Source organism: Pseudoduganella lutea, from assembly GCF_004209755.1.
GTDB lineage: Bacteria > Pseudomonadota > Gammaproteobacteria > Burkholderiales > Burkholderiaceae_D > Rugamonas > Rugamonas lutea.
The window spans coordinates 1,148,166-1,172,996 of record NZ_CP035913.1; the positions used below are offsets into that span (position 1 = coordinate 1,148,166).

Sequence of the window (24,831 nt, forward strand, 5' to 3'; positions counted from 1 at the left end):
TCAGCCATCCCGGTTACGCAGCAACACGGTTTGTTCGAACACGCGCCGGGCACGCAGGCGCAACGGCGCGGGCAGCGTGGCCTCGTCGACCACGGTGCCGGGATCGTCCGGCTGGGGCGGGGTACCGAACAGGTGGTAGCGCACCGGCAGCGAGCCGGCCCGCGACTGCGCTTCGCCGTGCAGCAGCAGCGCCATGCGCACGGAAGCGATCCGTTTCCAGTGCGTGTAGCGGCGCAGATCCTGCGCCTGTTCCGCCGGCGTGCCGTCCGCGAGCGCGAGACCTTCATCGAGGGCATTGATGGCGGTGGCGTTCAGGTAGCGCTCGGGAATGCCGTCGCGGTCCATGTCGAGGCCATACAGCACCTGGAAGGAATCGACGCCGCGCACGATGGCGTCGGCATTCCAGCCGCCCGATTGCGCCTGGTACTTGCATCGCAATTCCGTTTCGCCATCGTCGGCGATGCCCACATAGAAAATGCTCCAACCCGGCTCGCCGGCACCGATCGCGAAACCTGCGCAGTCGACCAGCGAACCGTCGCCGCCGGCGCTGCCATGCCCGCCGAAACGCACGGCCAGCACGTCGCTGCCACGCAACGCTGCGGCACCGGCCGGCAACGCGCCCTCGAGGCCGGCGGCCATTCGCGGCAGCGTGCGGTTGTCCAGGCCGCCGATGCCGGCGGCACTGTCCAGGGGCGGCACGCCGCTGTCCAGGTCGGCCCAGGCGGCTTGCCGCAAGGCCTGGCCCACCAGTTCCAGCGCATACCGGCCGCCATCGTCGAGCCGGGTGCCGGCCGCGTGGTGCACGAAATCCCGGTTCGCCAGCAGCAGCATCGCCGATGCCGCCAGGGTGACGAACAGGCCAAGACCCAGGGCGACCAGCATCTCGGCCAGCCCGATACCGGCTTGCCGGCACCGGCCGTTCATGGCCGCACTCCCGCCACGACGATCGCCACCCCGGGCACGGCGCCACGCCCGCCGTCGCGCCGCGGCGTGCCGTCCGGGTGCCTGCCGCGCCAGCCGATCTTCACGACGATCGGGTCGTCGGGACCGCCGCTGCATTCCCAGCGCAGCTGGCCGCCCACGTACATCTGCGCATCGCGGCAGATGCGTGCCCGCCCGGCCGGCAGCGTCGCACGCACCTGGCGTTCCAGTTCGTGGATATCCAGCCGGGCAATGCGGGCGGGATCGCACGGGTAAAGGCGGCACGGGTCGTCCGGCGCGGCGGGCACGGGTGCGGCATGCGCGTCGTAATCGACACCGAGGTAGATGGCGGTTACCTGCCCGGCGTTGGCGCGCATGCGGTCGGCCATCGCCACGGCCAGCTGCGTGGAAGCGGACAGCAATGCCGATTCATGCCGCGTGCGCATCGCGTGCAACTGCATGGCCATGCCCCCAACCATGCCCGCGCCCAGCACCAGCAGGGCAACCAGCACTTCGACCAGCGTGAAACCGGCAGCATCGCGCATGACACCTCCCAGTCAAGTCAGCCGTACAAGTTACCCGGCAGCGGACTGGAGCGGTTGCGCGCTCTCAAGGATGAGTCGGTTTGACTGAAATTTCTGCGGAGAATTTGCGCAGGCAGCTTGCGCCAGCGCAGGAAACAAGAGGGAACTTCGCGCGGCGCGATGGCCGCCGGTGGGAACAATGACGACCATGGCGGCAACGACAGCGACGGGCGCGATGACCGACGTGGTCAATGCCGGGAGAACGTCACTCCTGCCGCTTGCGCTCCTGCCCCGCCTCTTCGATCGCATCCTGGAACTCCGCCAGGTCTTCGAAGTTCTTGTAGACGGAAGCGAAGCGGATGTAAGCCACCTTGTCGAGCCGCTTCAGTTCGGCCATGACGAGTTCGCCAATATGGTTCGAATCGACTTCGCGCTTGCCGCTCGTGAGCAGCTTTTCCGCGATGGCCTTGACCGCATCGTCGACGGCCGCGGCGGCGACCGGGCGCTTGCGCAAGGCAAGCATCAGGCTGCCGCGCAGCTTGGCTTCCGCGTATTCCATGCGGCTGCCGTTCTTCTTGACCACGAACGGCATCGAAAGTTCAATCCGTTCATACGTCGTGAAGCGCTTGTCGCACTTGCCACAGCGCCGCCGGCGCTTGATCGCATCCCCTTCCTCCGATACGCGGGTATCGAGGACGTGGATTTCATCGTGCTGGCAGAACGGACATTTCATGGATGGACCAGGTGAGGATCAAAAAAAGGCGCCGGACCTTCCGATCCGGCGCCCCGATAGTAACAACGCGTTGCTTATGCGTAAACCGGGTACTTGTCAGCCAGCACCTTGACGGCGGCCTTCACGCGTTCGATCGTGGCGGCGTCCTGCGGGTTGTCCAGCACGTCGGCGATCAGGTTGCCCACTTCTTCCGCTTCCGCTTCCTTGAAGCCACGCGTGGTCATTGCCGGGCTGCCCAGGCGGATGCCCGACGTGACGAACGGCTTTTGCGGGTCGTTCGGGATGCCGTTCTTGTTGCAGGTGATATGGGCCGAGCCCAGGATCGCCTCGGCTTCCTTGCCGGTCAGGTTTTTCGCGCGCAGGTCCACCAGGAACACGTGCGATTCCGTGCCACCAGACACGATGCGCAGGCCGCGCTTGATCAGGGTCTTCGCCAGCACGTCGGCGTTCTTCACCACCTGCTGCTGGTAAGCCTTGAATTCTTCGGTCAGCGCTTCCTTGAACGCCACGGCCTTGCCGGCAATCACGTGCATCAGCGGGCCACCCTGGATGCCCGGGAAGATCGCCGAGTTGATGATCTTCTCGTGCTCGGCCTTCATCAGGATGATGCCGCCGCGCGGGCCGCGCAGTGACTTGTGCGTGGTGGACGTGACGAAGTCGGCGTGCGGCACCGGGTTCGGGTACAGGCCGGCGGCGATCAGGCCGGCGTAGTGGGCCATGTCGACCATGAAGTAGGCGCCAACGGCCTTGGCCACGGCGGCGAAGCGTTCAAAGTCGATCTTTTTCGAGAAGGCCGAGGCGCCGGCGATGATCAGCTTCGGCTTGTGCTCGTGGGCCAGCTTTTCCATGGCCGCGTAGTCGATGTCTTCCTCGGCGGTCAGGCCATAGGACACCACGTTGAACCATTTGCCGGACATGTTCAGGCCCATGCCGTGCGTCAGGTGGCCACCTTCGGCCAGCGACATGCCCATGATCGTGTCGCCCGGCTTGAGCACGGCGAAGAACACGCCCTGGTTGGCCTGCGAACCGGAGTTCGGCTGCACGTTGGCGGCTTCGGCGCCGAACAGCTGCTTGACGCGGTCGATCGCCAGCTGTTCCACCACGTCCACGTATTCGCAACCGCCGTAGTAGCGCTTGCCCGGGTAACCTTCCGCGTATTTATTGGTCAGCTGCGAGCCTTGCGCTTCCATGACTGCCGGCGACGTGTAGTTCTCCGACGCGATCAGCTCGATATGGTCGTGCTGGCGCTTGTTCTCGTTCTGGATGGCGCCGAACAGTTCCGGGTCGATGGCGGCGAGGGTGTGATCTTTTGCGAACATGAATAAACTCCGATGAGGACTGGCAGATAGGATCGAATGACGAAGGCCGGGTAAATGAGGAACCAACTCCACAGGCAGCCCGGCCGCACGCACATCCGCGCGATTCCATCTTGGCTGCCCAGGCGAACGGCGTTGTGACATCTCACGTTCCCCGGTGGAACTCCACCTTTCGCGCGCAATGCCAGTGAAACTTCGCGGCATCGCAGGCTTTTCGCCAGTTACGTGAGACATAAATGGAGCCGAGATTGTATGTGAAGTGCAGAATCTGAGCAAGGAAGCGGGCCGTCCAGCTCAAGGCGGCTGCATTGGTAGCGCGAACACAATCCTGTCGTTTCCGCTACAATCCAGGGTTGACCGGGCCTGGTGTCCATCCCGGCCGCCATGCACCGAAATTCGCGCCAACCGCACTTCGAGGAAAACCGAACATGATCGTCTTCATCACCGGCGCAACCGCCGGCTTCGGCGCCGCCATGGCGCGCATTTTTGCCACCAACGGCCACCGCGTGCTGATCGCCGGCCGCCGCGAGGACCGGCTGCAGGCCCTTGCCACCGAGCTGGGCCCGAACGTGCGCGTCGTGCCGCTCGATGTGACGGACAAGGCCGCGATCCATGCCACGCTGGAGGCTTTGCCGGCCGATTGGCGCGACATCGACGTGCTGGTCAACAATGCCGGCCTGGCGCTGGGCGTGCGGCCGGCCCATGAAGCCCAGCTGGAGGATTGGGAAACGATGATCGCCACCAACTGCCGCGGCCTGGTCACGATGACCCGCGCCATCCTGCCCGGCATGGTGGAACGCAATACCGGCCTCGTCATCAATATTGGCTCGATCGCCGGCCGCTACCCCTACCCGGGCGGCAGCGTGTATGGCGCCACCAAGGCCTTTGTTGAACAGTTCACGCAAAACCTGCTGACAGACCTCGTGGGTACCGGCGTGCGCGCCACCAATATCGCGCCGGGCCTGTGCGGCGGCACGGAGTTTTCGAACGTGCGCCTGAAGGGCGACGATACGGCCGCCGCGAAGATCTACGAAGGCACGACGCCGCTCACGGCAGACGACATCGCCGCGACCGCCTACTGGATCGCCACCCTGCCGCCCCACGTGAACATCAACCAGATCGAACTGATGCCGACGTGCCAGGCACCCGGGCCACTGGTCATCAAGCGCGTCCAGGCATGACGATGTTGCCTGAGTGAACGAATCGTAAGCGATTGTTACAAAGTTTGGTCGTTCGCAGCAAATTTGTTTAACTGATCAGCTTGACATTGAGTCAGCAAACTTTTGGCAACAGTTCGTGCCAAATGGCGTAGAATGTTGCCTAATAACACTTGTAGCGATTCCACCATGTTGTCAGAGTTTACCTGGGAAGTCCGTATCTATTACGAGGATACAGACGCGGGCGGCATCGTTTATTACGCGAATTACCTGAAATTTTTCGAACGCGCGCGTACCGAATGGTTGCGTGCGATCGGCGTCGGCCAGCAACAGCTGCTGGAAGAACATGACGCGATGTTCGTGGTGAAGAACGTGAGCGCGGACTATCATGCGCCGGCCAAGCTGGACGATGTTCTAAACTTAACACTAGTTATCGAGAAGCTTGGCCGTGCCTCCGTCGTGTTCCGGCAGCAGGCCTGGCGCGGCACCACGCTGCTCAACACCGCGCACGTCAAGGTGGGTTGCGTCGATTCCGCGCTGCGCCCGCGTGCCCTGCCCGACGATGTGATTGCCGGCATGCGTGCATATGTAGTGTAACCAACATAAGCAAGCAAACTAACGTCACGCTGCACCACCGTTCGCGTACCCTTTGCCGTACTTATCATTCTAACTAATTTATAAATGAACGGTTCTCAAGATCTTTCCTTCATTGCCCTCATCTCCAACGCGCACCTGATCGTTCAGTTGATCATGGCGTTGCTGCTCGGCCTTTCGATCGTCAGCTGGACCTACATTTTCAAGAAGTGGTTCGACGTGCGCGCCGCACGCCGCCTGACGATCGACTTCGAGAAAACCTTCTGGGCCGGCGGCAATCTGCACCAGCTCTACCAGGCCGCCGGCAGCAACCGCGCCAACAATGGCGCGCTGTCGCGCATCTTCGAGGCCGGCATGGGCGAGTTCATCAAGGGCAAGCAGGCCGTGACCGCCAACCGTGAAACGTTCGATGCCGGCGCCCTGCTCGACGGCGCACGCCGGGCCATGCGCGCCGCGTTCCAGCGCGAGATGGACGTGCTCGAATCGCACCTGGCTTTCCTGGCCTCCGTGGGCTCCGTGTCGCCATACATCGGCCTGCTCGGCACCGTGTGGGGCATCATGAACGCGTTCCGCGGCCTGGCCAATGTGCAGCAGGCCACGCTGTCGGCCGTGGCACCCGGCATCGCCGAGGCACTGATCGCCACGGCGATCGGCCTGTTCGCGGCCATTCCAGCCGTGGTGGCCTACAACCGCTTTTCGCATGACATCGACCGCCTGGCGATCCGCTTTGAAAGCTTCGTCGAGGAGTTCTCCAACATCCTCCAGCGCCAGTCGCGCTAACCAGGAAAGGAGTCACCATGGCATCGTCCTTCAACAGCGGCAGCATGCGCGGCGGCCGCGGCCGCAAGCTCAAATCCGAGATCAATGTCGTGCCGTACATCGACGTGATGCTGTGCCTGCTGATCATCTTCATGGTGATGCCGAGCTCGAACAATCCGAGCTCGATCGACTTGCCGCATGCGGAAAAGTCGGTGCGGCCGCCGGATGCCTACATCCAGGTCACCTTGAAGCCCAACGGTGCGCTGTCGATCGGCATCGCGGGCAAGAATGCGGATGCGCCGGAAACGGCGCCGAACCGCGATGCGCTGGTGCGCAAGCTGGCGGTCCTGCACGAGGATCATCCCGACTATCCGGTGCTGATCGCTGGCGACAAGGAAAGCAAGTACGACGACGTGATCCAGCTGATTTCCGAAGCGAAGAAGATGGGCATCACCCGCGTCGGTCTGGCGACGAAGTAAGGCATGACGAACAAGGAAGCCACAGCGGGCGGCCCTTACCGGGTACCCCGGCACGACAGCGGCTGGCGGGCGTTCGGCCTGGCTTTGGCCACGCACGCGCTGCTGTTCCTGTTCCTGGGCATCGGTATCAACTGGCAGAGTTCGGAGCCGGTGGCGGTGGAAGCGGAAGTCTGGGACCTGACGACGCAGCAGGCGGCCCCGCCGCCGCCGGCCGCCGAGGAACCGGACCCCGCGCCGGAACCCACCCCCACGCCCGAGCCTGAACCGGCTCCGCCGCCACCCGCCCCGACGCCGGCCCCGCCGCCGCCGCGCGAGGTGACGCCACCGAAGCCCGATCCGGAGATCGCGCTGAAGAAGGAGCGCGAGAAGAAGAAGGAAGAGGAAAAGCGCCTGGCGGCCGAAAAGGCCGAGGAGAAGCGCAAGCAGAAGCTCGAGGACGAGAAGGAGCGCAAGCTCGCCGAGCAGAAGAAGAAGGAAGAAGACAAGAAACAGCGCGAGGAAGAGGAAAGAGAACGCCGGCTGGCCGAGGAAAAGGCCGAGAAGAAACAGGCCGAGGAAGACAAGAAGAAACAGCTGGCCGCGAAAAAGGCGGCGGAAAAGAAGGAAGCCGACCGCCTGGCGAAGATCCGCTCGGAAGAAATGCGCCGCATCACGGGCGCGGCGGGCGGCAGTTCGGGCACGGCCGAGAAATCGACCGCGCCGCGGATGGACAGTGGCTACGTGGCCGCCATCACGGCCAAGATCAAGAGCAATATCAGCTACGCGGGCAGCCAGGATGTTCCCGGCAATCCGCGTGCCGAGTTCAAGATTTCGCAATTGCCGACTGGGGAAATCATTTCGGTCCGAAAGATCAAGAGCAGCGGGATTCCCGCCTACGATGCCGCCGTGGAGAACGCGATCAACAAATCGTCGCCTCTGCCGAAAAAGAAAGACGGCACGGTGGAACGGGATATCAATGCCAACTTTAATTTGAAAGACTTGCCTTGACGCGAAACATGAAAAAACTCAATACCTTGTTCCTTACCGCCGGCATGCTGGCCAGCCTGACCGCCCAGGCGCAACTGCGCGTGGAAATCTCGGGTGTCGGCAGCAACCAGATTCCCGTGGCGGTCGCCGCCTTCGTCGACGAAGGCCAGTCGCCCACGCAGATTTCCAAGGTCATCAAGACCGACCTGGAGCGCAGCGGCGCCTTCAAGGTGATCGATGCCGGCACGATCAGCGATATCAACAGCGTCGATGCCGCGTCCTACAAGGCGCGCGGCGCGGACGCCCTCGTGGTCGGCACCGTGCAGAAGCAGCCGAACGGCACGTACGACGTGCGCTACAAGCTGATGTCGACGATCCAGAACGCGAAGATCTCGCAACTGGACCAGCAGGCGCCGGCGCAATTCACCCGCCTGTCGGCGCACAAGATCGCCGACGACGTCTATGAAAAACTGACCGGCGTGCGCGGCATCTTCGCCACCCGCATCGCCTATGTCACGCAACAAGGCCGTTCGTACCGCCTCGAAGTGGCGGATGCGGATGGCGAAAACGTGCAGCTGGCGCTGTCGTCGAACGAGCCGATCATTTCGCCGTCGTGGTCGCCGGACGGCACCAAGGTCGCCTATGTGTCGTTCGAGCAGAAAAAGCCGGTGATCTACGTGCAGAACCTGATCACCCGCCAGCGCACCGTCATCGCCAACGAGCGTGGCAGCAATTCGGCGCCTTCCTGGTCGCCGGACGGCAGTCGCATCGCGCTGGCGCTGTCGAAAACGGGCAATACCCAGGTCTACATCGCCAACAGCAGCGGCGGCGGCATCCGCCGCATCTCGAACAGCAGCGGCATCGATACCGAACCGCAGTTCTCCGCGGACGGCCAGTCGATCTACTTCACCAGCGACCGCAGCGGCGGCCCGCAGATCTACCGCATGAGTGCGAACGGCGGCGATGCGCAGCGCGTGACGTTCAAGGGTAACTACAACATCAGCCCGCGCATCTCCTCCGATGGGAAGTCGCTGGCGTATATTTCCCGGCGCAACGGCAACTTCCAGCTCTATGTCATGGATCTGGCAAGCGGCCAGGAGCTCCGTTTGTCGGATAACACGAACGACCAGGCCCCCAGCTTCGCACCGAACGGCAAGTACATCCTGTACTCGACCGAATCGGGCGGGCGCAAGGCCCTGGCGGTGGTGTCGGTGGACGGCCGGGTCAAGCAGCGCCTGACCATTCAGGCCGGAGCAATCAAGGAGCCCACCTGGGGTCCTTTCATGAAGTAAAAGAAGTAAAACAGGCAGTAAAGACCTTTCACAACGACCAGGAGAATCAACATGCGTAACGTAAAAAGCATCGCCTTCATCATCAGCAGCGCCGCCCTGCTGGCAGCTTGCTCGAGCCCCGTCAAGGTTTCCGAGCCGGCACCGGTAGTGGAAAGCAAGCCAGCCGAAGCACCAGCGGCAGCGCAGGACACCCGTGCCGTGGCACCGGTGGAAACCAAGTCGATCGACCCGCTGGATGACCCGCAAGGCGTGCTGGCGCAGCGCAGCGTGTACTTCGACTTCGACAGCTATGTCGTGCGCGAAGACGGCAAATCGGTGGTGACCAACCACTCCGGCTACCTGACCAAGAACACCGGCCGCAACATCCTGATCCAGGGCAACACCGACGAACGCGGCGGCGCCGAATACAACCTGGCCCTGGGCCAGAAGCGCGCCGAAGCCGTGAAGCGCTCGATGGTCGCGCTGGGCGTGTCCGAAGGCCAGATCGAAGCCGTTTCGCTGGGCAAGGAAAAGCCGAAGGCAACGGGCAGCAACGAAGAAGCGTGGGCACAGAACCGCCGCGCCGACATCGTCTACAAGTAATCGCCGCTCACGATCCAGACATCGTACAGACGGGGCAGCGCGCAAGTTATACTGCGCGCTGCCCCGTTTTTTTCATTGAAAGCGTTTAGAACATGATCAAATTCGCAAAGACGGCTGTCGCGCTGGCCGTTGCCACCTTCTCCCTGCATGCCGCCGCCGGCGTTTTCGACGACGACGAAGCGCGCCGCGCCATCCTCGACCTGCGCGCGAAGGTGGAAGCGCTGTCCAAGGAACTGGCCACGCGCCTGGACACGAAAGCGGACAAGACATCGACGCTGGACCTGATCGCCCAGCACGACCAGACGATGCAGGAAATCGCCCGCCTGCGCGGCCAGGTCGAAGTGCTGCAGAACGAGATCGAAGTGGCCTCGAAGCGCCAGAAGGACCTGTACGCCGACATGGACAAGCGCCTGCGCGCGCTGGAGCCGCGCCAGGTGGAAATCGATGGCCAGACAGCCTCGGTCGACCAGTCCGAACAGAACGCCTACGACGCGGCCATGCAGCAGTTCAAGGAGGGCGACTACGAAGGCGCCGCCACGGCGCTGCAAGCCTTCGTGCGCCGCTACCCGGCTTCCGCCTATGCCGCCAACGCCCAGTACTGGCTCGGCAACGCCCATTACGCGAACCGCGACTGCAAGGCGGCCATTGTTGCCCAGCAGGCCGTGGTGAAGAATTACCCGGACAGCCCGAAGGCCGCGGACGCGATGCTGAACATCGCCAGCTGCCAGACGGAGCTGAAAGCCGTCAACAACGCCAAGAAAACGCTGAACGAGCTGATCAAGGCCTACCCGAACACCGCGGCCGCGCGCACGGCCAAGGAACGCCTGGGCGGCAAGTAAGCGCATCTACGGTCGGGTTCGCTCCAGCGCATGGCGGCCCGGCCCTTCCGGCATAATTCGATGCTCCTAAGCATTTGACAGGAACGGCCGGGCCATCCTATAATCCCGCTTCTTTCGGAGGGTCGTTAGCTCAGCTGGTAGAGCAGCGGACTTTTAATCCGTTGGTCGCAGGTTCGAATCCCGCACGGCCTACCACTCGAAAGACGCAGCGAAGTTGCATTGTTATTGTTGCGAGTTGTGCATGTTTTGCAAAGGGTCGTTAGCTCAGCTGGTAGAGCAGCGGACTTTTAATCCGTTGGTCGCAGGTTCGAATCCCGCACGGCCTACCATTGCAAATATTGTGTTTTACCTTGGGTCGTTAGCTCAGCTGGTAGAGCAGCGGACTTTTAATCCGTTGGTCGCAGGTTCGAATCCCGCACGGCCTACCAAGATTTCGCGAAAACGCCAACCTCCGGGTTGGCGTTTTTGTTTTCCGGGCCCTGCCCGGCCGGCGCGCCGCGCCAAGGCTGCCTGCCACGACGCGGGCCTCAGGGACATTACTCATCAGCAAGTGATGTCCGCCCGCTTCGCGAAAAGGCGGATAATGGCGGCTAAATCAATCTATCTGGAATCTTCCCATGGAAATCAAGGTCAACTTCCTCGACAAGCTTCGCCTGGAAGCCAAGTTCGACGACTTCACCGTCATTGCCGACCAGCCCATCCGCTACAAGGGCGATGGTTCGGCACCGGGTCCGTTCGACTACTTCCTCGCCTCGTCGGCGCTGTGCGCGGCCTATTTCGTGAAGTTGTACTGCAATACCCGGGATATCCCGACCGAGAATATCCGCCTGTCGCAGAATAATATCGTCGACCCGGAAAACCGCTACCAGCAGATTTTCAAGATCCAGGTGGAATTGCCGGCCGATATCTCGGAAAAGGACCGCCAGGGCATCCTGCGTTCCATCGAACGCTGCACGGTGAAGAAAGTGGTGCAGGCAGGTCCGGAATTCGTCATCGAAGAGGTGGACAATCTCGATGCGGACGCGCAGGCCTTGCTGACGCTGAATCCTTCCTCCGACGCGGCCACGTATATCGTCGGCAAGGATCTGCCGCTCGAGCAGACCATCGCCAATATGTCCGCCCTGCTGGCGGGCCTGGGCATCAAGATCGAGATCGCGTCGTGGCGCAATATCATCCCCAATGTCTGGTCGCTGCATATTCGCGATGCCCACTCGCCGATGTGCTTCACCAACGGCAAGGGTTCGACGAAGGAAAGCGCGCTGGCGTCGGCACTCGGCGAATATATCGAGCGGCTGAGCAATAACCACTTCTACGCGGGCCAGTACTGGGGCGAGGAAATCGCCAATGCGCCGTTCGTCCACTATCCGAACGAACGCTGGTTCAAGCCCGGCCGCAAGGATGCGCTGCCGCCCGAGATCCTCGACGACTACTGCCGGGAAATCTACGATCCCGATGGCGAATTGCGCGCCTCGCACCTGGTCGACACCAATTCCGGCAATGCCGCGCGCGGTATCTGCTCGCTGCCGTATGTACGCCATTCGGACGGTGAAACCGTGTATTTCCCGACCAACCTGATCGAGAACCTGTACGTCAGCAATGGCATGAGCGCCGGTAACACACTGGCCGAGGCGCAGGTGCAATGCCTGTCCGAGATCTTCGAACGGGCGGTGAAACGCGAGATCCTCGAAGGCGAAATGGCCTTGCCCGACGTGCCGCAGGCAGTGCTGGCGAAATACCCGGGCATCCTGGCCGGCATCGCGGGGCTGGAGGAACAGGGTTTCCCGGTGCTCGTGAAAGATGCTTCGCTGGGCGGGAAATACCCGGTCATGTGCGTAACGCTGATGAACCCGCGCACGGGCGGCGTGTTCGCCTCGTTCGGCGCGCACCCGAGCTTCGAGGTGGCACTGGAACGCAGCTTGACGGAATTGCTGCAGGGCCGCAGCTTCGAAGGCCTGAACGATCTGCCGCGGCCCACGTTTGCCAGCCATGCCGTCAAGGAGCCGAACAACTTCGTCGAACACTTCATCGATTCGAGCGGCATCGTGTCATGGCGCTTCTTCAGTGCCAAGGCGGACTGCGAATTCGTCGAATGGGACTTTTCCGGCCACGGCGAGAATTCCAACGCCGACGAAGCCACGACGCTGCTCGGCATCCTCGAAGAGATGGGCAAGGAAGTCTACATGGCGGTGCATGACGGCCTGGGCGCGATCGCCTGCCGCATCCTGGTGCCCGGCTATTCGGAAATCTATCCGGTCGAAGACCTGGTCTGGGATAACACCAACAAGGCGCTGCTGTTCCGCGAGGATATCCTGAACCTGCATCGCCTGGACGACGCCACGCTGGAAGACTTGCTGGACCGCCTGGAGAACAACGAACTGGATGAATACTCCGACATCGCCACGCTGATCGGCATCGAGTTCGATGAAAACACGGACTGGGGCCAGCTCACGGTGCTGGAACTGAAGCTGCTGATCCACCTCGCGCTGAAGCAGTTCGAACAGGCGCATGAACTGGTGGGCGCCTTCCTGCAATACAACGACAACACGGTCGAACGCCGCCTGTTCTACCAGGCCCTGGAAGCCGTGCTGGAAGTGACACTGGACGATGACCTGGAACTGGACGACTACGTGGTCAATTTCCGCCGCATGTTCGGCAACCCGCGCATGGATGCCGTGCTGGGCTCCGTCGACGGCAGCGTGCGCTTCCATGGCTTGACGCCGACGAGCATGAAACTCGAAGGCCTCGACCGCCACGAGCGCCTGCTCGACAGCTACCGGAAGCTGCACGCGGCGCGGGCGAAGGCAGCCGGTATCGCTGGCCAAGGGTAGACCTGCCTTAGCAATAACACTGCCTTCCTTCACTACGAGAGACTGGAGCACGGCAGCCAGCACCCGACAAAACGCCAACCTTGAGTTGGGGTTTTCTTTTGCGACATACATCGGGCGTCGACCACCCGGCACCGGACACATATCCTGCTCAGCCAATAGTTGACTTTCAGCAACCCCACTGACAAGCGCCGCTTTTATGCTGGTAGCTCTGCTACTTCTCCGAGGGCCGCGATATGAATACTAATGTGCAGCAAAATCAAGAAATCGAGTTTGAAAAGATTATTAAGTCATTGGAGGCCCAGTTTGCAAACGCTGGGGCACATCTCACGATTGACTCGGCAGCCAGACAACTCTACGCAAGAGAAATCAAACGCATGGCGGATACCTTGCGAAGCCAGGCAAACAAAGGAAGTATTTCTTGGGAAAAGGCAGCAGTGCGTGCGCAGGAATCGCGAAACCTGGTCATGGAAATCGTACGCAACCGTAGCACGCCTGTCGGCCGTGCAATCGCACAGAAAATCAAGGCGACAGGTTACACGCTGAATGATTTAATTGCGCGGCAAACTATCCGATTGCACGGCGAACGCGCCATATTCTCGAAACTATCACCTGCCAAGCAAAACGCCATCTACGCTGAAATCATCTCTTCCGCAGGCAGGTCGAATGCAAAGGTTACGCGTGCCATGTCACGCATGGCATATGCCGGACGGGGACTGATTGTTGTCGCACTTGGACTTTCGGTGTACAACATCGCAACAGCTACCAATAGAAGTGCTGCGATAAAGCAGGAAGTTGCCGCGAATAGCGCGGGAATTGCTGGCGGCATGGCAGGTGGGGCACTCGCCGGGCTAGCCTGCGGCCCGGGCGCACCCGTGTGCGTCACAGTCGGCGCATTTGCGGGCGGAGCATTGGCTGCCTTCGGCTCGACATTTATTTGGTAGTCAAAATGGAGCGGCTTCCCCTTACACGCTTTGCATTGCGGCTTCTACGCCCGGCGGATGATGCTGTCCCGGTGAGCGAAATTATCATCGACGGCATACCCAGCGACGTAACGATTGCTGGTGCCACGCTCGAGGCAGCGCTCGACTGGGGTGATGGCTATCTAATGTTCGTAACCGACGATGTGCCGAATGAGGAAATGTTGCGTATCTATCTGCTTCGGCCTGATTTAACCATCATCGATTCAGCCGTACTAGGGGCGATGTATTCGACAGGATCGTTTTCAAACCTGCGCATTCCTACCCCATATATGGTGCAGTTCCAGTTTTTTGGTGGAGCCCCATGGCAATTGACCCTTCGACCCGAGGGCCTTGTTACGCTTCCTTTTTTTTCGGATCCAAAAGGGGTGAGGCGGCCTTTCGGTTTCCGCCGTTTTTTTACACTGTCGAGCAATCCTCAACCTGCCGGGTAAATGGTTGCAAAGCGAATCTTCAGCCCATGCCGGCCGCGCACCGTGCGCCGCCAGCGGCATCGCTGCTCCACTCCAGCCACCCGCCGTCATACACGGCGATGTCTTCCCACCCCATCAGCCACGCATGGAAGAAGGCCATCGAGGCCCGCCAGCCGGTACCGCAATAGAACGCGACACGCCGGCCGGGCGTGATGCCGGCCGCTTCCCACATGGCGGCGATCGCGGCGGCCGGCCGCATGCGCCCGTCGGCAAGCTGGTAGGCGCTCATGCTGTTGACGTCGCCGTCGGCGCCTGCCCTGCCCCATGAGGCGCCGGGAATGTCACCGCGCGCGGCGATATAGCTGTATCCCGACACTTTTCCAAGGAATTCGGCTTCGCTGCGGATGCTGGCCAGGACCGCATCCGGCCGCGCCAGCAAAGCGCGCGCCTCCGCCATGCCGATCAGGTATTCGGGATGTGCGGGATATGGCGCCCCAAAACTGGTCACCGGAACCGGCACGTGCGCCGCTCCCGCTTCGCAGGCATATCCGCCGGCGTGCCACGCGGCAAACCCGCCATCGAGCAGCCGCACGTCGGCCACGCCCGCGTACAGCAACAGGTGCGCCACGCGCGCGGCGGCCAGGTTGTTGCGGCCGTACAGGATCACGGTCGTATCGTGCCGGATGCCATGCGCCAGCAGCACGCGCAGCAGCGCTTCGTCCGGCACCTTGTTCCACAGGGGGCCGCCTTCGAATGCGCAGGTATCGAGGTAGCCGGCGCCGGGAATGTGCGCCGCCGTGAACCCGTGCAATGCACCGCATCCCGCTTCGAACAGGCGCCAGCCGGCAGCGATCGCGCCATCGGCAATCATGGCCGCGAGCTGCCCGCGCTGACGAGCTGGCGGCCTCGCACCAGGTCGGCACGCAGGCAGGTTTCGGACAGGGGATGCACGCGGTTCAAGGCTATCGGGGGCTGGAATCGGCCGCACAGCGCGGCGCATGGAAAAAGCCGGCCATTGTATCGCGCCCCGGTGCCGGCCCGTACCCGAAAGATGCCGGCGCACCTCCCTTGCATGGCGCAATCCGGTCGCGGCGGCCGGCGAAAACCGGCAACAAAGACCTTTCGCCACGCCCGCAAGGCGAGCTCTGACAAGGTTTTCATCGTCTTTACAACGTGTCTGAAAATTATGCTTGAGTTATGTAACAAACCGGCAATAGTATTGTTGAGTTGTATTGACTTATTTTTATCATCGCCAGAATGACGACCGCCGCACCGACGGCGGAAAGCAAGGGAAGCAGCAGAAAGAGGCAACACAAGAAGACCACCGCGTAGAGCAAACCAAGTCGTGAAAGGACATTGCATGAGAATCAAGCCGTCGACCCCGCCGCACCACGGCGGGCTGCAGCAGATGCGCAACGTGCCGGGTGTGAAATCCTCCCTGGCCCTCTGTATCGCCCTCGCCTTTACCGCCGCCGCGCCGATCGCGCACGCTGCGCAGACGGCCACAACCGCAGTGTCCATCCAGCGCGCCGCGCCCCACTGGCAAAGCGTCGCCGTGCCGACCGCCTCGCTTTCCACCGGCAATGCCGTCAAGAAGCCCGCCCTGAAACTCAAGCGTTTCCACGCCAGCACGCTGGACAAGCTTGGCATGAAGGGCCTGGCGGCCGGCGCACCGGCCGAACGCGGCGACGGCGAAGTGCCCACCACGCTGACGATCTCGCTGCCCCATCCGGACGGCGGCTACCAGCGCTTTGCCCTGGTCGAATCGCCGATCATGGAAGCGGGCCTGGCGGCCAAGCACCCCGACATCAAGACCTACCGCGGCAAGGGTATCGACGACCCGTCCGCCACGCTGCGGATGGACATGACCAAGCTGGGCCTGCATGCTTCCGTGCGCTCGCCGAACGGCGGCTGGTACGTCGACCCCTACTACCACCTCGACGACAGCCTGTATGCCAGCTATTACGCCCGCGACCTGACCAACCAGCACGGTCCGCTGGTGGAAGCGGCGCTGGGCGAGGCACAACTGACGCTGTCGCGCGGCTTCTACAAGGAAGGCGACAACCTCGAGGTGCGCGGCCTGAACTTCGCGCCCGGCGCAACGGTCAACGTCACCGTGCGCGCCGAAGGCGAGACCTCCGCCCTGCAGACCGCGGTCGCCACCGCCGACGCCAATGGCGTTGTTTCGCTTACGCTGCCGGCCGGCAGCAGCGGCGCCTTCGAGGTCGTCGCGAGCGATGGCCGTGCCACCAGCACCGCGTCCTACCACGTGGTCGATGCCGCCGCGCCGGCCAGCGCCGTCACGGGCAACCAGCTGCGCACCTACCGGCTCGCGCTCGTGACCGATCCTTCGTATGCCAGCTACTTCGGCGGTTCCGCCAACGTCACGGCCGCCAAGGTCACGCTGATCAATCGCGTCACGCAGATCTACGAAGACGAAACCTCGATCCGCCTCGTGCTCATCGATGGCAACGATGCGCTGAACCTCGATACGGATGCGCAGATGACGGGCGCCAACGGCCCGTGCGGCGGCGCCGCCTGCTACACCACCAGCCAGGCATCCGGCTGCGGCAGCGCCACGTTGAACCGCAACCGCATCGTCACCGGCCTGCTGGTCGGCGCCAGCAATTTCGATATCGGCCACATCGCCTTCGGTCTGGACGGCGGCGGCATCGCCAGCCTGGGCGTTGTCGGCGGTAACGCGAAAGCGCAGGGTTGCACGGGCGTGCCAACGCCGGTGGGCGACTATTTCGCGGTCGACTACGTGGCGCACGAAATTGGCCACCAGTTCTCCGGCAACCACACGTTCAACGGCGTCAACGGCAGCTGCGCCGGCGGCAACCGCAATCCGGAAACGTCGGTCGAAACGGGCAGCGGCTCGTCGATCATGGCGTATGCCGGCATTTGCGGATCCGACAACGTGCAACCGCACAGCGATCCGTACTGGTCGCAGCGCAGCTTCGATGAAATCGTCGCCTACACATCGAGTGGCGAATCCACGCTCAACGAGGTGCAGACGGCTGCGCTGCGCAACTTCACCGCGAACGGCGCGCAGTTCCAGGTCAGCTGGAACGGCGCCCTGTCGGCGCCCATCGTGCGCGGCACCAACTACACGCCGGCGGGCATCAAGGCGGCGATCGAGGGCATCGCCGGCTGGCCGGCCGGCGCCACCGTCACGGTCAGCTCGGTCAACAACAACGGCTTCACCGTCACGTTCGGCGGCGCGCTGGCCGGCACCAATACCGCCCAGCTGGGACTGGCGAACTTCTCGGCTGGCGCCAGCGGCATTGCCGGCGAAATCACCGCCGGCGGCCTGACCCGCCGCGGCGGCAGCGTGTCCGGCACCGGCAACAGCGCGCCGCTGGTCACGGCGCCGGCCAGCTACACGATCCCGGTGCGCACGCCGTTCGCCCTGACTGGCGACGCCACCGATGCCGATGGCGACACGATCACCTACCTGTGGGAGCAGAACGACCATGGCGGTGACGAAGGCACGGCGCTGCTCGACAACGTGAAGACGAACGGCCCGCTGTTCAGCCAGTTCGGCAAGCGCGCCGTCGTGACCAGCGCGGACACGATCAAGTACAACTCGCCCGGCGAGAACCACGTGACGACCAATCCGACCCGCGTGTTTCCGGACATCGACCAGATCCTGGCGAACAATACCAATGCGCAAACCGGTGCCTGCCCCACGCCGGCCGCCACGCCGACCGCCGCCAATATCGAGTGCTTCGCCGAATTCCTGCCGACGCCCGATTATGTTGGCTACCCGGGCGTCAACGCCAGCCCGGCATCGCTGAACTTCCGGGTGACGGCGCGTGACGGTCGTGGCGGCGTCAGCAGCGCCGACACGCAGCTCGTGCTGGCGCACGCGGCGGGCCCCTTCCTGGTGACCGCGCCCAACGCGGCCACCACGCTCGAGGCCGGTTCGACACAGACCGTGACGTGGAGCGTGGCCAACACCAACACGGCCCCGGTCGGCGTGCAGAACGTGAAGATCTCGCTGTCGACCGACAGTGGCAAGACCTGGCCGCACACGCTGTCCGCCAGCACGCCGAACGATGGCAGCGCCACGGTAACGCTGCCGGCGCTGTCCACGGCAAAGGCCCGCGTCAAGGTGGAGGCGCTCGGCAACGTGTTCTTCGACGTGTCGAACGTGGATTTCACGATCAACCTGTCGGGCGACATCAACGCTGATGGCGTCGTAGACTGTGCAGACTTGGGCATCATCCGTTCCGCGTTCGGCAAGCGTACCGGCCAGCCCGGCTTCGACGCCCGCGCCGACGTTGTCAAGGATGGCGTCATCGACGCACGCGACCTGAACTACGTGGCCCGTCGCGTCGCACAGGGAACGTCCTGCAACTGACCGCTGTCCAGCTCGAACGGACCTGGTTGCCGCGCCAAGCGGATGGCAGCCAGGCTCCGGCCGGGCCCGGAACATGTGCCAGACCGGCCGGGTTTCCCGGCTGGCATCACCGATCACTGCCCACGGGCAAAGAGGAGAAACAAGATGAATGGATGGAAGAAATACCTGGGCGCTGCGCTGCTGAGCGCAGCCAGCATCCAGGCCTATGCGGCGACGTTGACCCCTGTCGCAACGCCGAATATGGCAACCGTCGGCCAGGTCATTGAACTGGACGTGGAACTGACGGACGTGACCGACCTGTACACGTACCAGTTCTCGCTGTCGTTCGACCCGACCGTGCTGCAGATCAGCTCGGTCGTGCTGGGCGATATCTTCAGCGGCTACCCCACGGGGCCCGCCGTCAGCGGCTACCTCGACAACGCGGCCGGCACGCTGTCCTATGTTGCCCACTCGCTGGTGGGCGCCAGCCTGCCCGGCGTATCCGGCAACGGCAGCCTGGCAACGATCACGTTCCAGGCGGTAGGTGCCGGCAATTCGGCGCTGACGCTCTCCGACGTGCTGCTGATCGACAGCGGCGAGCTCGACATTGCTACCACGATTGCCACGGGTTCGATCCAGGTATCGGCCGTGCCGGAACCTTCCACCTACCTGATGCTGGGCGTGGGCCTGGTCGGCGTGGCGGTACTGCGCCGGCGCCAGCTGGCTGCGCGTTCCTGACCGGCGACCGGAGCGCCTGCCGGGCTGCTCGCGCAGCCCGGCTTTTTTTATGGCTGCCCGCTTTGCGGAACCGGGTTGATGCGCACGCATCGACGCCGCCGCCGAAATTGACTATGCTGGACTACCTTCTCCGGAAAGGACCAGCATGGATGCCTTCCTCGCTTTCCTGTCGCAAGGCCTGCTCGACTGGAGCACCATCGCGATCGTTGCCTGGACGCTGGCGCTGACGCATGTCACGATCGCCGCCGTCACCATCTACCTGCACCGCTGCCAGGCGCACCGCGCGTTGACGCTGCACCCGGTGGCCAGCCATGTCTTCCGCTTCTGGCTGTGGCTTACCACCGGCATGGTCACGCGCGAATGGGTGGCCGTGCACCGCAAGCACCATGCGCGATGCGAGCTCGACGGTGACCCGCACAGCCCGGCCGTGTTCGGCATCCGCCGCGTGCTGACGCAAGGCGCCGAACTGTATCGCACCGAAGCCGCGAACCCCGTCACGGTGGTGCAGTATGGTGCCGGCACGCCCGATGACTGGGTCGAGCGGCATGTGTATTCCCGCTTTGTCTGGCAAGGCGTCGGCCTGTTGCTCGTGATCGAGGTGGCACTGTTCGGCGTCGTCGGCCTGACCGTGTGGGCCGTGCAGATGCTGTGGATTCCCGTGACCGCGGCCGGCATCGTCAACGGCCTGGGGCACTGGTGCGGCTACCGCAGCTATGACGGCCCCCATGCCGCCACCAATATCGTGCCGATCGGCCTGCTGATCGGGGGCGAGGAACTGCACAACAACCACCACACCTATCCCACGTCGGCGCGGCTGTCGTCGCGCTGGTTCGAGTTCGACGTCGGCTGGCTGTACATCCGGCTGCTGCAGGCCTGCGGGCTCGCCCGCGTGACGCGCGTGGCGCCGCGCCCCCGGCGCATGCCCGCCAAGCCGGTGGCCGACCTGCGCACGCTGCACGCCATCATCGATAACCGGCATGAAGTGATGGCCCGCTATGCGCGCATGCTGCGCCGGGCGTTCCGGCAGGATGCACGGCAACCGCACGAGGTGGTATTCGACAAGCGCTTCATGGCCCAGGTGTACCGGCTGTTGAAACGCGATCCGGGGCTCGTCACGGGCGAACAGGCCGCTTCGCTGGCGTTGTTCCTCCACCATCGGGGCGCCTTGCTGACAATGCAGCAACTGCGCGCCGAGCTGGCCGAATTGTGGCAGCGCCAGCACGCGGCACCGGAAGAGCTGCTGGCCCATCTGCGGCAGTGGTGCGAACAGGCCGAACGTTCGGGCATCGGCATGCTGGGCGAGTTCGCGGCACGCCTGCGCAGCTACGCCTGAGCGGCGGGCCACCAGACCTTCCGGCACGGCCGGGCCGCCGGTTACAATCGGCGGTCCGCCCTCCTCCCGCCACCGATGCCGCACACCCTCGCCGCCCCCTGTTCCGCCGAACTCCTGATCAAGAAAAGCCGCTTCATCGCCTGCGTGCAACCGATGACCGACCGTACCGCCGCACAGGCGGTCGTGGCGCGCCTGAAGGCCGAGCACCCCGGCGCCGCACACGTGTGCTGGGCCCTGCTGGCCGGCGGCCAGTCGGCCGCCGTCGACGATGGCGAACCCAGCGGCACAGCCGGCCGACCGATGCTCGACGTGCTGCGCCACCAGGACCTGGAAGGCGTGCTGGCCACCGTGGTGCGCTATTTTGGCGGCGTCAAGCTCGGTGCGGGGGGCCTCGTGCGGGCCTATACCGATGGCGTCGCCCAGGCATTGCTGAAGGCCGAGCGCATCGCCATTGTCAAGTCGCGCGAGCTGCGCTGCTCGGTGCCTTATGCACTGGAGGGCTTGTTGCGGCGCGAGCTCGATGCCGCGGGGGCCAGCCTGCTGGAGGCAGCGCATGGCGATGACGTGGCCTTTCACTTCAGCCTGCCGGAAGACGCGGCGGAAGCGCTCGTTACCCGCCTGAACGAAGCGGGCAATGGCCGGGTGCTGTGGGTGAAAGACCCGCGTCAGGAGTAAAGGGTCGGGAGTAAAGTCTCAGGCCGCCGCCGCGCGGGCGCGGCCGCTGCCGATCCACGTGGCGCGGTGCCACAGCGTTTCCAGCGGCCCCTGCTTGTGGCGCCGCAGCCACCAGGCCGAGAACAGGCCCTGCAGCACGGCGAGCACCACACCGATCAGCAGGCACACGGTGGCGCCGGTATAGGCATACAGGCCGAACCCGAAGTGGTAGTACAGGGCGGTGCCGACCACGGACTGCGCCACGTAGCTGGTCAGGCTCATCCGGCCGAGCGGCGCAAACGCACGCAGTGCCCGGACCAGCGTGCCGCGCTGGTACAGCAGCGCGAACGCGGCGACGATCACGCCCATCAGCGCGAAATTCGACCAGGACTTGACGATCACCAGCAGCGGCCGGCGCAGCGCGCCGCCGGACACCGCGGCATCGAGGCCCAGCGTGGTTGCATACAGCGCCGCGAAGCACACGATGGCCACCACCAGCATGCGGCGCCAGAAGGCGCGGTTCGCGTCGGACAGGGCAAACACGCCGGCGCGCCCAGCCAGCATGCCGAGCATGAACAGCGCCGGAATCTGGAAGAAGCGGCCGTTTTCCCAGCTCCACAGTACCGCGGCGGCCTTGCCGGTCGTGATGTTGCCGAGGTAAGTCTGCAACAGCGTTCCGCCCGTCATGTATTCCTTGGCACGGCCGAAGTATGCCCAGGATGCCGGATCCGCCAGCCTGGCGTCCGGCTGCGGCAGCGCCTGCAGCACGGCGACCCAGAGCCAGGGCTGCAACAGCAGCAGCGCCGCGATGGCCAGCACCGCCCGGCTGCCGAGCCGCGCCACCGGCAGCAGCGTGAACGACATCACGGCGTAGAACGACAGGATGTCGCCCTGGTAGAACAGCGAATTCACCATGCCGAAGCCCAGCAGCAGCACCATGCGCCATGCGAACCGTGGGCGGAAATCCTCGCCCACGGCGGCCCGGCGCGCAAACTGCAGGTGGAACGTTACGCCGAACAGCAGCGCGAAGATCAGGTAGGACTTGCCGCCGAACAGGAAGAACATCGTGTCCCAGATGCCCTTGTCCAGCGCCACCAGCCAGTCCGGCTGGCCGGCCGGCAGGTGGTACAGGTCGAAATGCTCGAGGTTATGCAGCAGCATGATCGACACGATGGCGAAGCCGCGCAGGGCATCGACGAGATCCAGGCGGGGGAAGTGGGCGGCATCGCGAACCTGTGGAAATAGCGGTGCCGCCGATTGTGGATGAAAACGTTGCCAATTACCAGCGCACGACACTCATCCACATGCGCATTTCAGCGCACGTGACAGGCCGATGTGCCATAAAAGGCTTTGGAAACCGGCGCCTGCACCGGTGCCGGGTGGCGCGACGCGGTGGATTACCGCCGCCGGTGGTGGCGCCGGCGCGACGACGTGTTCTGGTCCTGCAGCATCGTATCGACCCGCTCGGATGCTGCACGCGACAGTTCCAGCGCCAGCTCGATGTCCGGGAAATAGTCGGGCAGGCGGTAGCCCAGCCACGCATACGCGGAATACAGGCGGCAAGTGTCTTCCACTTCCTGCAGGGTCATGTGATACAGCTGGTGGTCGTCCGGCTGCAGCCGCGTGATGCGCTTTTTCGACAGCGCCACGCACCAGTGCTCCCACGCGCGCTGCAAGGCCAGCACCTTGGTCGAAACCGGCACCAGCGACAGCGCGAACTTGTCGGCGACCGACAGGGGCAGCGTGTCGAGCCACTGGGCCCGCTCCATCTGGTCCTCGGTGATGCGCGGGTAGAAGAAGCCGTCCGGCACGTCGATGTTGTGGATGAAGCGCTTGAGCAGCTTGGCCAGCGACGTTTCCTGCGTCACGGCCGCAATGCGGTGCAGGTGCTCCAGCGTGGGGGCCACGGCAAAGCCGCTCGTGTTCAGCGGCACCGGTTTTTCCTTCAGCAGCGAGCGCATCACCTCGTGGCTGTCGGCGTCGTAGCCGGCTACCAGGCCTTCCTCATGGATGCCGTAGCGCCCTGCCCGGCCGGCGATCTGGCGTGCCAGCGGCGCGGGGATTTCCTCTTCCTCGTAACCGTTGAACTTGACGGTGGACGTCATCACGATGCGCTGGATCGGCATGTTCAGGCCCATGGCGATCGCATCGGTGCCGACGACGATGTCGGCCTCGCCGTCACGGAAGCGCTGCGCCTGCGCCCGGCGCACCTCGGGCGACAGGTTGCCGTACACGGTGGCCACCGAATGGCCCATCTCGGCGACCATGTCGCGCCACATCAGCACGTCGCGCCGCGAGAACGCGATCAGCGCATCGCCCGGCCGCAGGTTCTTTACCTTGCGCACCGGGCCGTCTTCCATCGACAGCGGCCCCTTACGCTTCATCACGTGCACTTCGATCGGGCATTCGAGCCGTTCGGCCAGCGCTTCCACGGCGCGGCGCGCTTCCGGCGCCCCCACCAGGTACACGGTGCCGGCCGGCGCGCCGCACACGGCCGCTGTCCAGGCGGCACCGCGGTCGCGGTCGGCCAGCATCTGGATCTCGTCGATGACGGCCACGTCGACCGGCGTGCGGGTATCGAGCATCTCGACCGTGCTGGCGACATGGGTGGCATCTTCCGCGATCCGGCGTTCCTCGCCGGTCACGAGGCTGACGGCCAGCGGCTTGCCGTGCCGCGACACTTCCAGCAGGCGCTCGTAGTTTTCCAGCGCCAGCAGGCGCAACGGCGCGAGATAGACGCCGCTGGCGGCCTTGGCCAGCGCTTCCATCGCCTTGTGGGTCTTGCCCGAATTGGTGGGGCCCAGCAGCGCGATGAATTTGCGGGGCAGGCGCCGCGCCACGTCGAACGAGGCGGGATATTCGGCCAGGTTGATGCTCTGGCGGGTGCGCTCGGCATGCTGTTCCTCGCGCTGCCGCTCCGCGGCATGGCCCAGCCGCTGGCGGATGCGGTCGAACACGACCGACGCCGGTTCCGACGTCTGCACGTCGGCCAGTGAATGCAGGAAGTCCATCGGCGCCAGACCGAATTCCTCGCACTCGGCGCCCAGCTCGCGCACGAACGCGACCGTGCTGTCATGCAGTTCGCGCAGCGCGCGGTCGGTGGAGCGCTCGCGCACCAGCGCGGCGCGCGCCTCGGCATCGAGCTTGCGCCACTTCGATGGCTTGGCCAGCACACCCTGTGCCGGCACGAGGGCGTAGGGCACGCGCAGGCCGCCGGCGTCAGCCGTGCCATCGAAGCGCAGGAAGACCCTGCCCTCCAGTTTCAACAGCGCGATGCCGCGCTCCGCCAGGCCGAGCTCGATGCTCAACCGTTCGTCATCGTATTCTTCCGTCATTGCCGCGGTGGTGGTCGATCGGGCCACGAGTATAGCTCGCGGTCCG

22 protein-coding genes, 3 tRNA genes and 1 riboswitch are annotated in these 24,831 nt (G+C 64.0%); of the genes, 18 read left to right on the forward strand and 7 right to left on the reverse strand.

The window, feature by feature from the left end; translation table 11 throughout:
• The 4 genes from EWM63_RS04870 to glyA form a co-directional block, all read right to left on the reverse strand.
• On the reverse strand, nt 1–924 hold the full coding sequence (locus tag EWM63_RS04870) for a PilW family protein (RefSeq protein ID WP_130185528.1): 924 nt from the start codon (nt 922–924) through the stop codon (nt 1–3).
• The gene (pilV, locus tag EWM63_RS04875; protein ID WP_130185529.1) at nt 921–1,466 is read right to left on the reverse strand and encodes a type IV pilus modification protein PilV; all 546 of its coding nucleotides are present in this window, start codon (nt 1,464–1,466) and stop codon (nt 921–923) included. Before pilV ends, EWM63_RS04870 begins: the two co-directional genes overlap by 4 nt.
• A 244-nt stretch (nt 1,467–1,710) precedes the next feature.
• Nucleotides 1,711–2,178, reverse strand: a complete 468-nt coding sequence (gene nrdR, locus EWM63_RS04880; RefSeq protein ID WP_130185530.1) for a transcriptional regulator NrdR — start codon at nt 2,176–2,178, stop codon at nt 1,711–1,713.
• Between the two features lie 74 nt (nt 2,179–2,252).
• Nucleotides 2,253–3,497: a serine hydroxymethyltransferase gene (gene glyA, locus EWM63_RS04885; protein WP_130185531.1), complete on the reverse strand. Its 1,245-nt coding sequence runs from the start codon at nt 3,495–3,497 to the stop codon at nt 2,253–2,255.
• A 109-nt stretch (nt 3,498–3,606) separates the two neighbouring features.
• Nucleotides 3,607–3,729: riboswitch (ZMP/ZTP riboswitch) on the reverse strand.
• Between the two features lie 193 nt (nt 3,730–3,922).
• Here glyA and EWM63_RS04890 point away from each other — a divergent pair.
• From EWM63_RS04890 to EWM63_RS04955, 14 genes are all read left to right on the forward strand, one after another.
• Nucleotides 3,923–4,675, forward strand: coding sequence for an SDR family NAD(P)-dependent oxidoreductase (locus tag EWM63_RS04890; protein ID WP_130185532.1), 753 nt, complete (start codon nt 3,923–3,925; stop codon nt 4,673–4,675).
• 165 nt (nt 4,676–4,840) lie between these two features.
• A complete protein-coding gene (gene ybgC / locus EWM63_RS04895; protein WP_130185533.1) occupies nt 4,841–5,248 on the forward strand; it encodes a tol-pal system-associated acyl-CoA thioesterase in 408 nt (135 codons plus the stop codon).
• 84 nt (nt 5,249–5,332) lie between these two features.
• Entirely contained in the window at nt 5,333–6,025 is a 693-nt protein-coding gene (gene tolQ, locus EWM63_RS04900) for a protein TolQ (protein WP_130185534.1), read from the forward strand.
• A gap of 17 nt (nt 6,026–6,042) precedes the next feature.
• Entirely contained in the window at nt 6,043–6,483 is a 441-nt protein-coding gene (locus EWM63_RS04905) for an ExbD/TolR family protein (protein ID WP_229487733.1), read from the forward strand.
• A gap of 3 nt (nt 6,484–6,486) precedes the next feature.
• Nucleotides 6,487–7,470, forward strand: a complete 984-nt coding sequence (tolA, locus tag EWM63_RS04910) for a cell envelope integrity protein TolA (RefSeq protein WP_130185535.1) — start codon at nt 6,487–6,489, stop codon at nt 7,468–7,470.
• 8 nt (nt 7,471–7,478) lie between these two features.
• Nucleotides 7,479–8,741, forward strand: a complete 1,263-nt coding sequence (tolB, locus tag EWM63_RS04915; RefSeq protein WP_130185536.1) for a Tol-Pal system beta propeller repeat protein TolB — start codon at nt 7,479–7,481, stop codon at nt 8,739–8,741.
• Between the two features lie 51 nt (nt 8,742–8,792).
• On the forward strand, nt 8,793–9,323 hold the full coding sequence (gene pal / locus EWM63_RS04920) for a peptidoglycan-associated lipoprotein Pal (protein ID WP_130185537.1): 531 nt from the start codon (nt 8,793–8,795) through the stop codon (nt 9,321–9,323).
• 92 nt (nt 9,324–9,415) lie between these two features.
• Nucleotides 9,416–10,162: a tol-pal system protein YbgF gene (gene ybgF, locus EWM63_RS04925; RefSeq protein ID WP_130185538.1), complete on the forward strand. Its 747-nt coding sequence runs from the start codon at nt 9,416–9,418 to the stop codon at nt 10,160–10,162.
• Between the two features lie 119 nt (nt 10,163–10,281).
• Nucleotides 10,282–10,357, forward strand: a tRNA-Lys gene (locus tag EWM63_RS04930).
• 58 nt (nt 10,358–10,415) lie between these two features.
• Nucleotides 10,416–10,491: transfer RNA gene (locus EWM63_RS04935), tRNA-Lys, on the forward strand.
• 23 nt (nt 10,492–10,514) lie between these two features.
• Nucleotides 10,515–10,590, forward strand: a tRNA-Lys gene (locus tag EWM63_RS04940).
• 189 nt (nt 10,591–10,779) lie between these two features.
• Nucleotides 10,780–12,990 (forward strand): OsmC domain/YcaO domain-containing protein, encoded by a 2,211-nt coding sequence (locus tag EWM63_RS04945; RefSeq protein WP_130185539.1) that lies wholly within the window; start codon nt 10,780–10,782, stop codon nt 12,988–12,990.
• Nucleotides 12,991–13,223: 233 nt separating this feature from the next.
• On the forward strand, nt 13,224–13,931 hold the full coding sequence (locus EWM63_RS04950; RefSeq protein WP_130185540.1) for a hypothetical protein: 708 nt from the start codon (nt 13,224–13,226) through the stop codon (nt 13,929–13,931).
• Nucleotides 13,932–14,002: 71 nt separating this feature from the next.
• On the forward strand, nt 14,003–14,401 hold the full coding sequence (locus tag EWM63_RS04955; protein ID WP_130185541.1) for a hypothetical protein: 399 nt from the start codon (nt 14,003–14,005) through the stop codon (nt 14,399–14,401).
• 19 nt (nt 14,402–14,420) lie between these two features.
• On the opposite strand, the gene EWM63_RS04960 is transcribed toward EWM63_RS04955, so the two are convergent.
• Nucleotides 14,421–15,251 carry a sulfurtransferase gene (locus tag EWM63_RS04960; RefSeq protein WP_130185542.1) on the reverse strand — a complete coding sequence of 277 codons (831 nt, stop codon included), beginning with the start codon at nt 15,249–15,251 and terminating at the stop codon, nt 14,421–14,423.
• A 489-nt stretch (nt 15,252–15,740) separates the two neighbouring features.
• Between EWM63_RS04960 and EWM63_RS04965 the strand changes: the two genes are divergently transcribed.
• From EWM63_RS04965 to EWM63_RS04980, 4 genes are all read left to right on the forward strand, one after another.
• Nucleotides 15,741–18,746: a reprolysin-like metallopeptidase gene (locus tag EWM63_RS04965; RefSeq protein ID WP_229487734.1), complete on the forward strand. Its 3,006-nt coding sequence runs from the start codon at nt 15,741–15,743 to the stop codon at nt 18,744–18,746.
• A gap of 144 nt (nt 18,747–18,890) precedes the next feature.
• The gene (locus EWM63_RS04970; protein WP_165390753.1) at nt 18,891–19,463 is read left to right on the forward strand and encodes a cohesin domain-containing protein; all 573 of its coding nucleotides are present in this window, start codon (nt 18,891–18,893) and stop codon (nt 19,461–19,463) included.
• Nucleotides 19,464–19,608: 145 nt separating this feature from the next.
• Nucleotides 19,609–20,796 carry a DesA family fatty acid desaturase gene (locus tag EWM63_RS04975; protein ID WP_130185544.1) on the forward strand — a complete coding sequence of 396 codons (1,188 nt, stop codon included), beginning with the start codon at nt 19,609–19,611 and terminating at the stop codon, nt 20,794–20,796.
• A gap of 75 nt (nt 20,797–20,871) precedes the next feature.
• Nucleotides 20,872–21,471: an IMPACT family protein gene (locus EWM63_RS04980; protein WP_130185545.1), complete on the forward strand. Its 600-nt coding sequence runs from the start codon at nt 20,872–20,874 to the stop codon at nt 21,469–21,471.
• Between the two features lie 18 nt (nt 21,472–21,489).
• On the opposite strand, the gene EWM63_RS04985 is transcribed toward EWM63_RS04980, so the two are convergent.
• Together EWM63_RS04985 and EWM63_RS04990 are read right to left on the reverse strand one after the other, a co-directional pair.
• Nucleotides 21,490–22,611, reverse strand: a complete 1,122-nt coding sequence (locus EWM63_RS04985) for a DUF418 domain-containing protein (RefSeq protein WP_130185546.1) — start codon at nt 22,609–22,611, stop codon at nt 21,490–21,492.
• Nucleotides 22,612–22,847: 236 nt separating this feature from the next.
• A complete protein-coding gene (locus EWM63_RS04990; protein ID WP_130190195.1) occupies nt 22,848–24,785 on the reverse strand; it encodes a helicase-related protein in 1,938 nt (645 codons plus the stop codon).
• Nucleotides 24,786–24,831 lie beyond the last annotated feature (46 nt).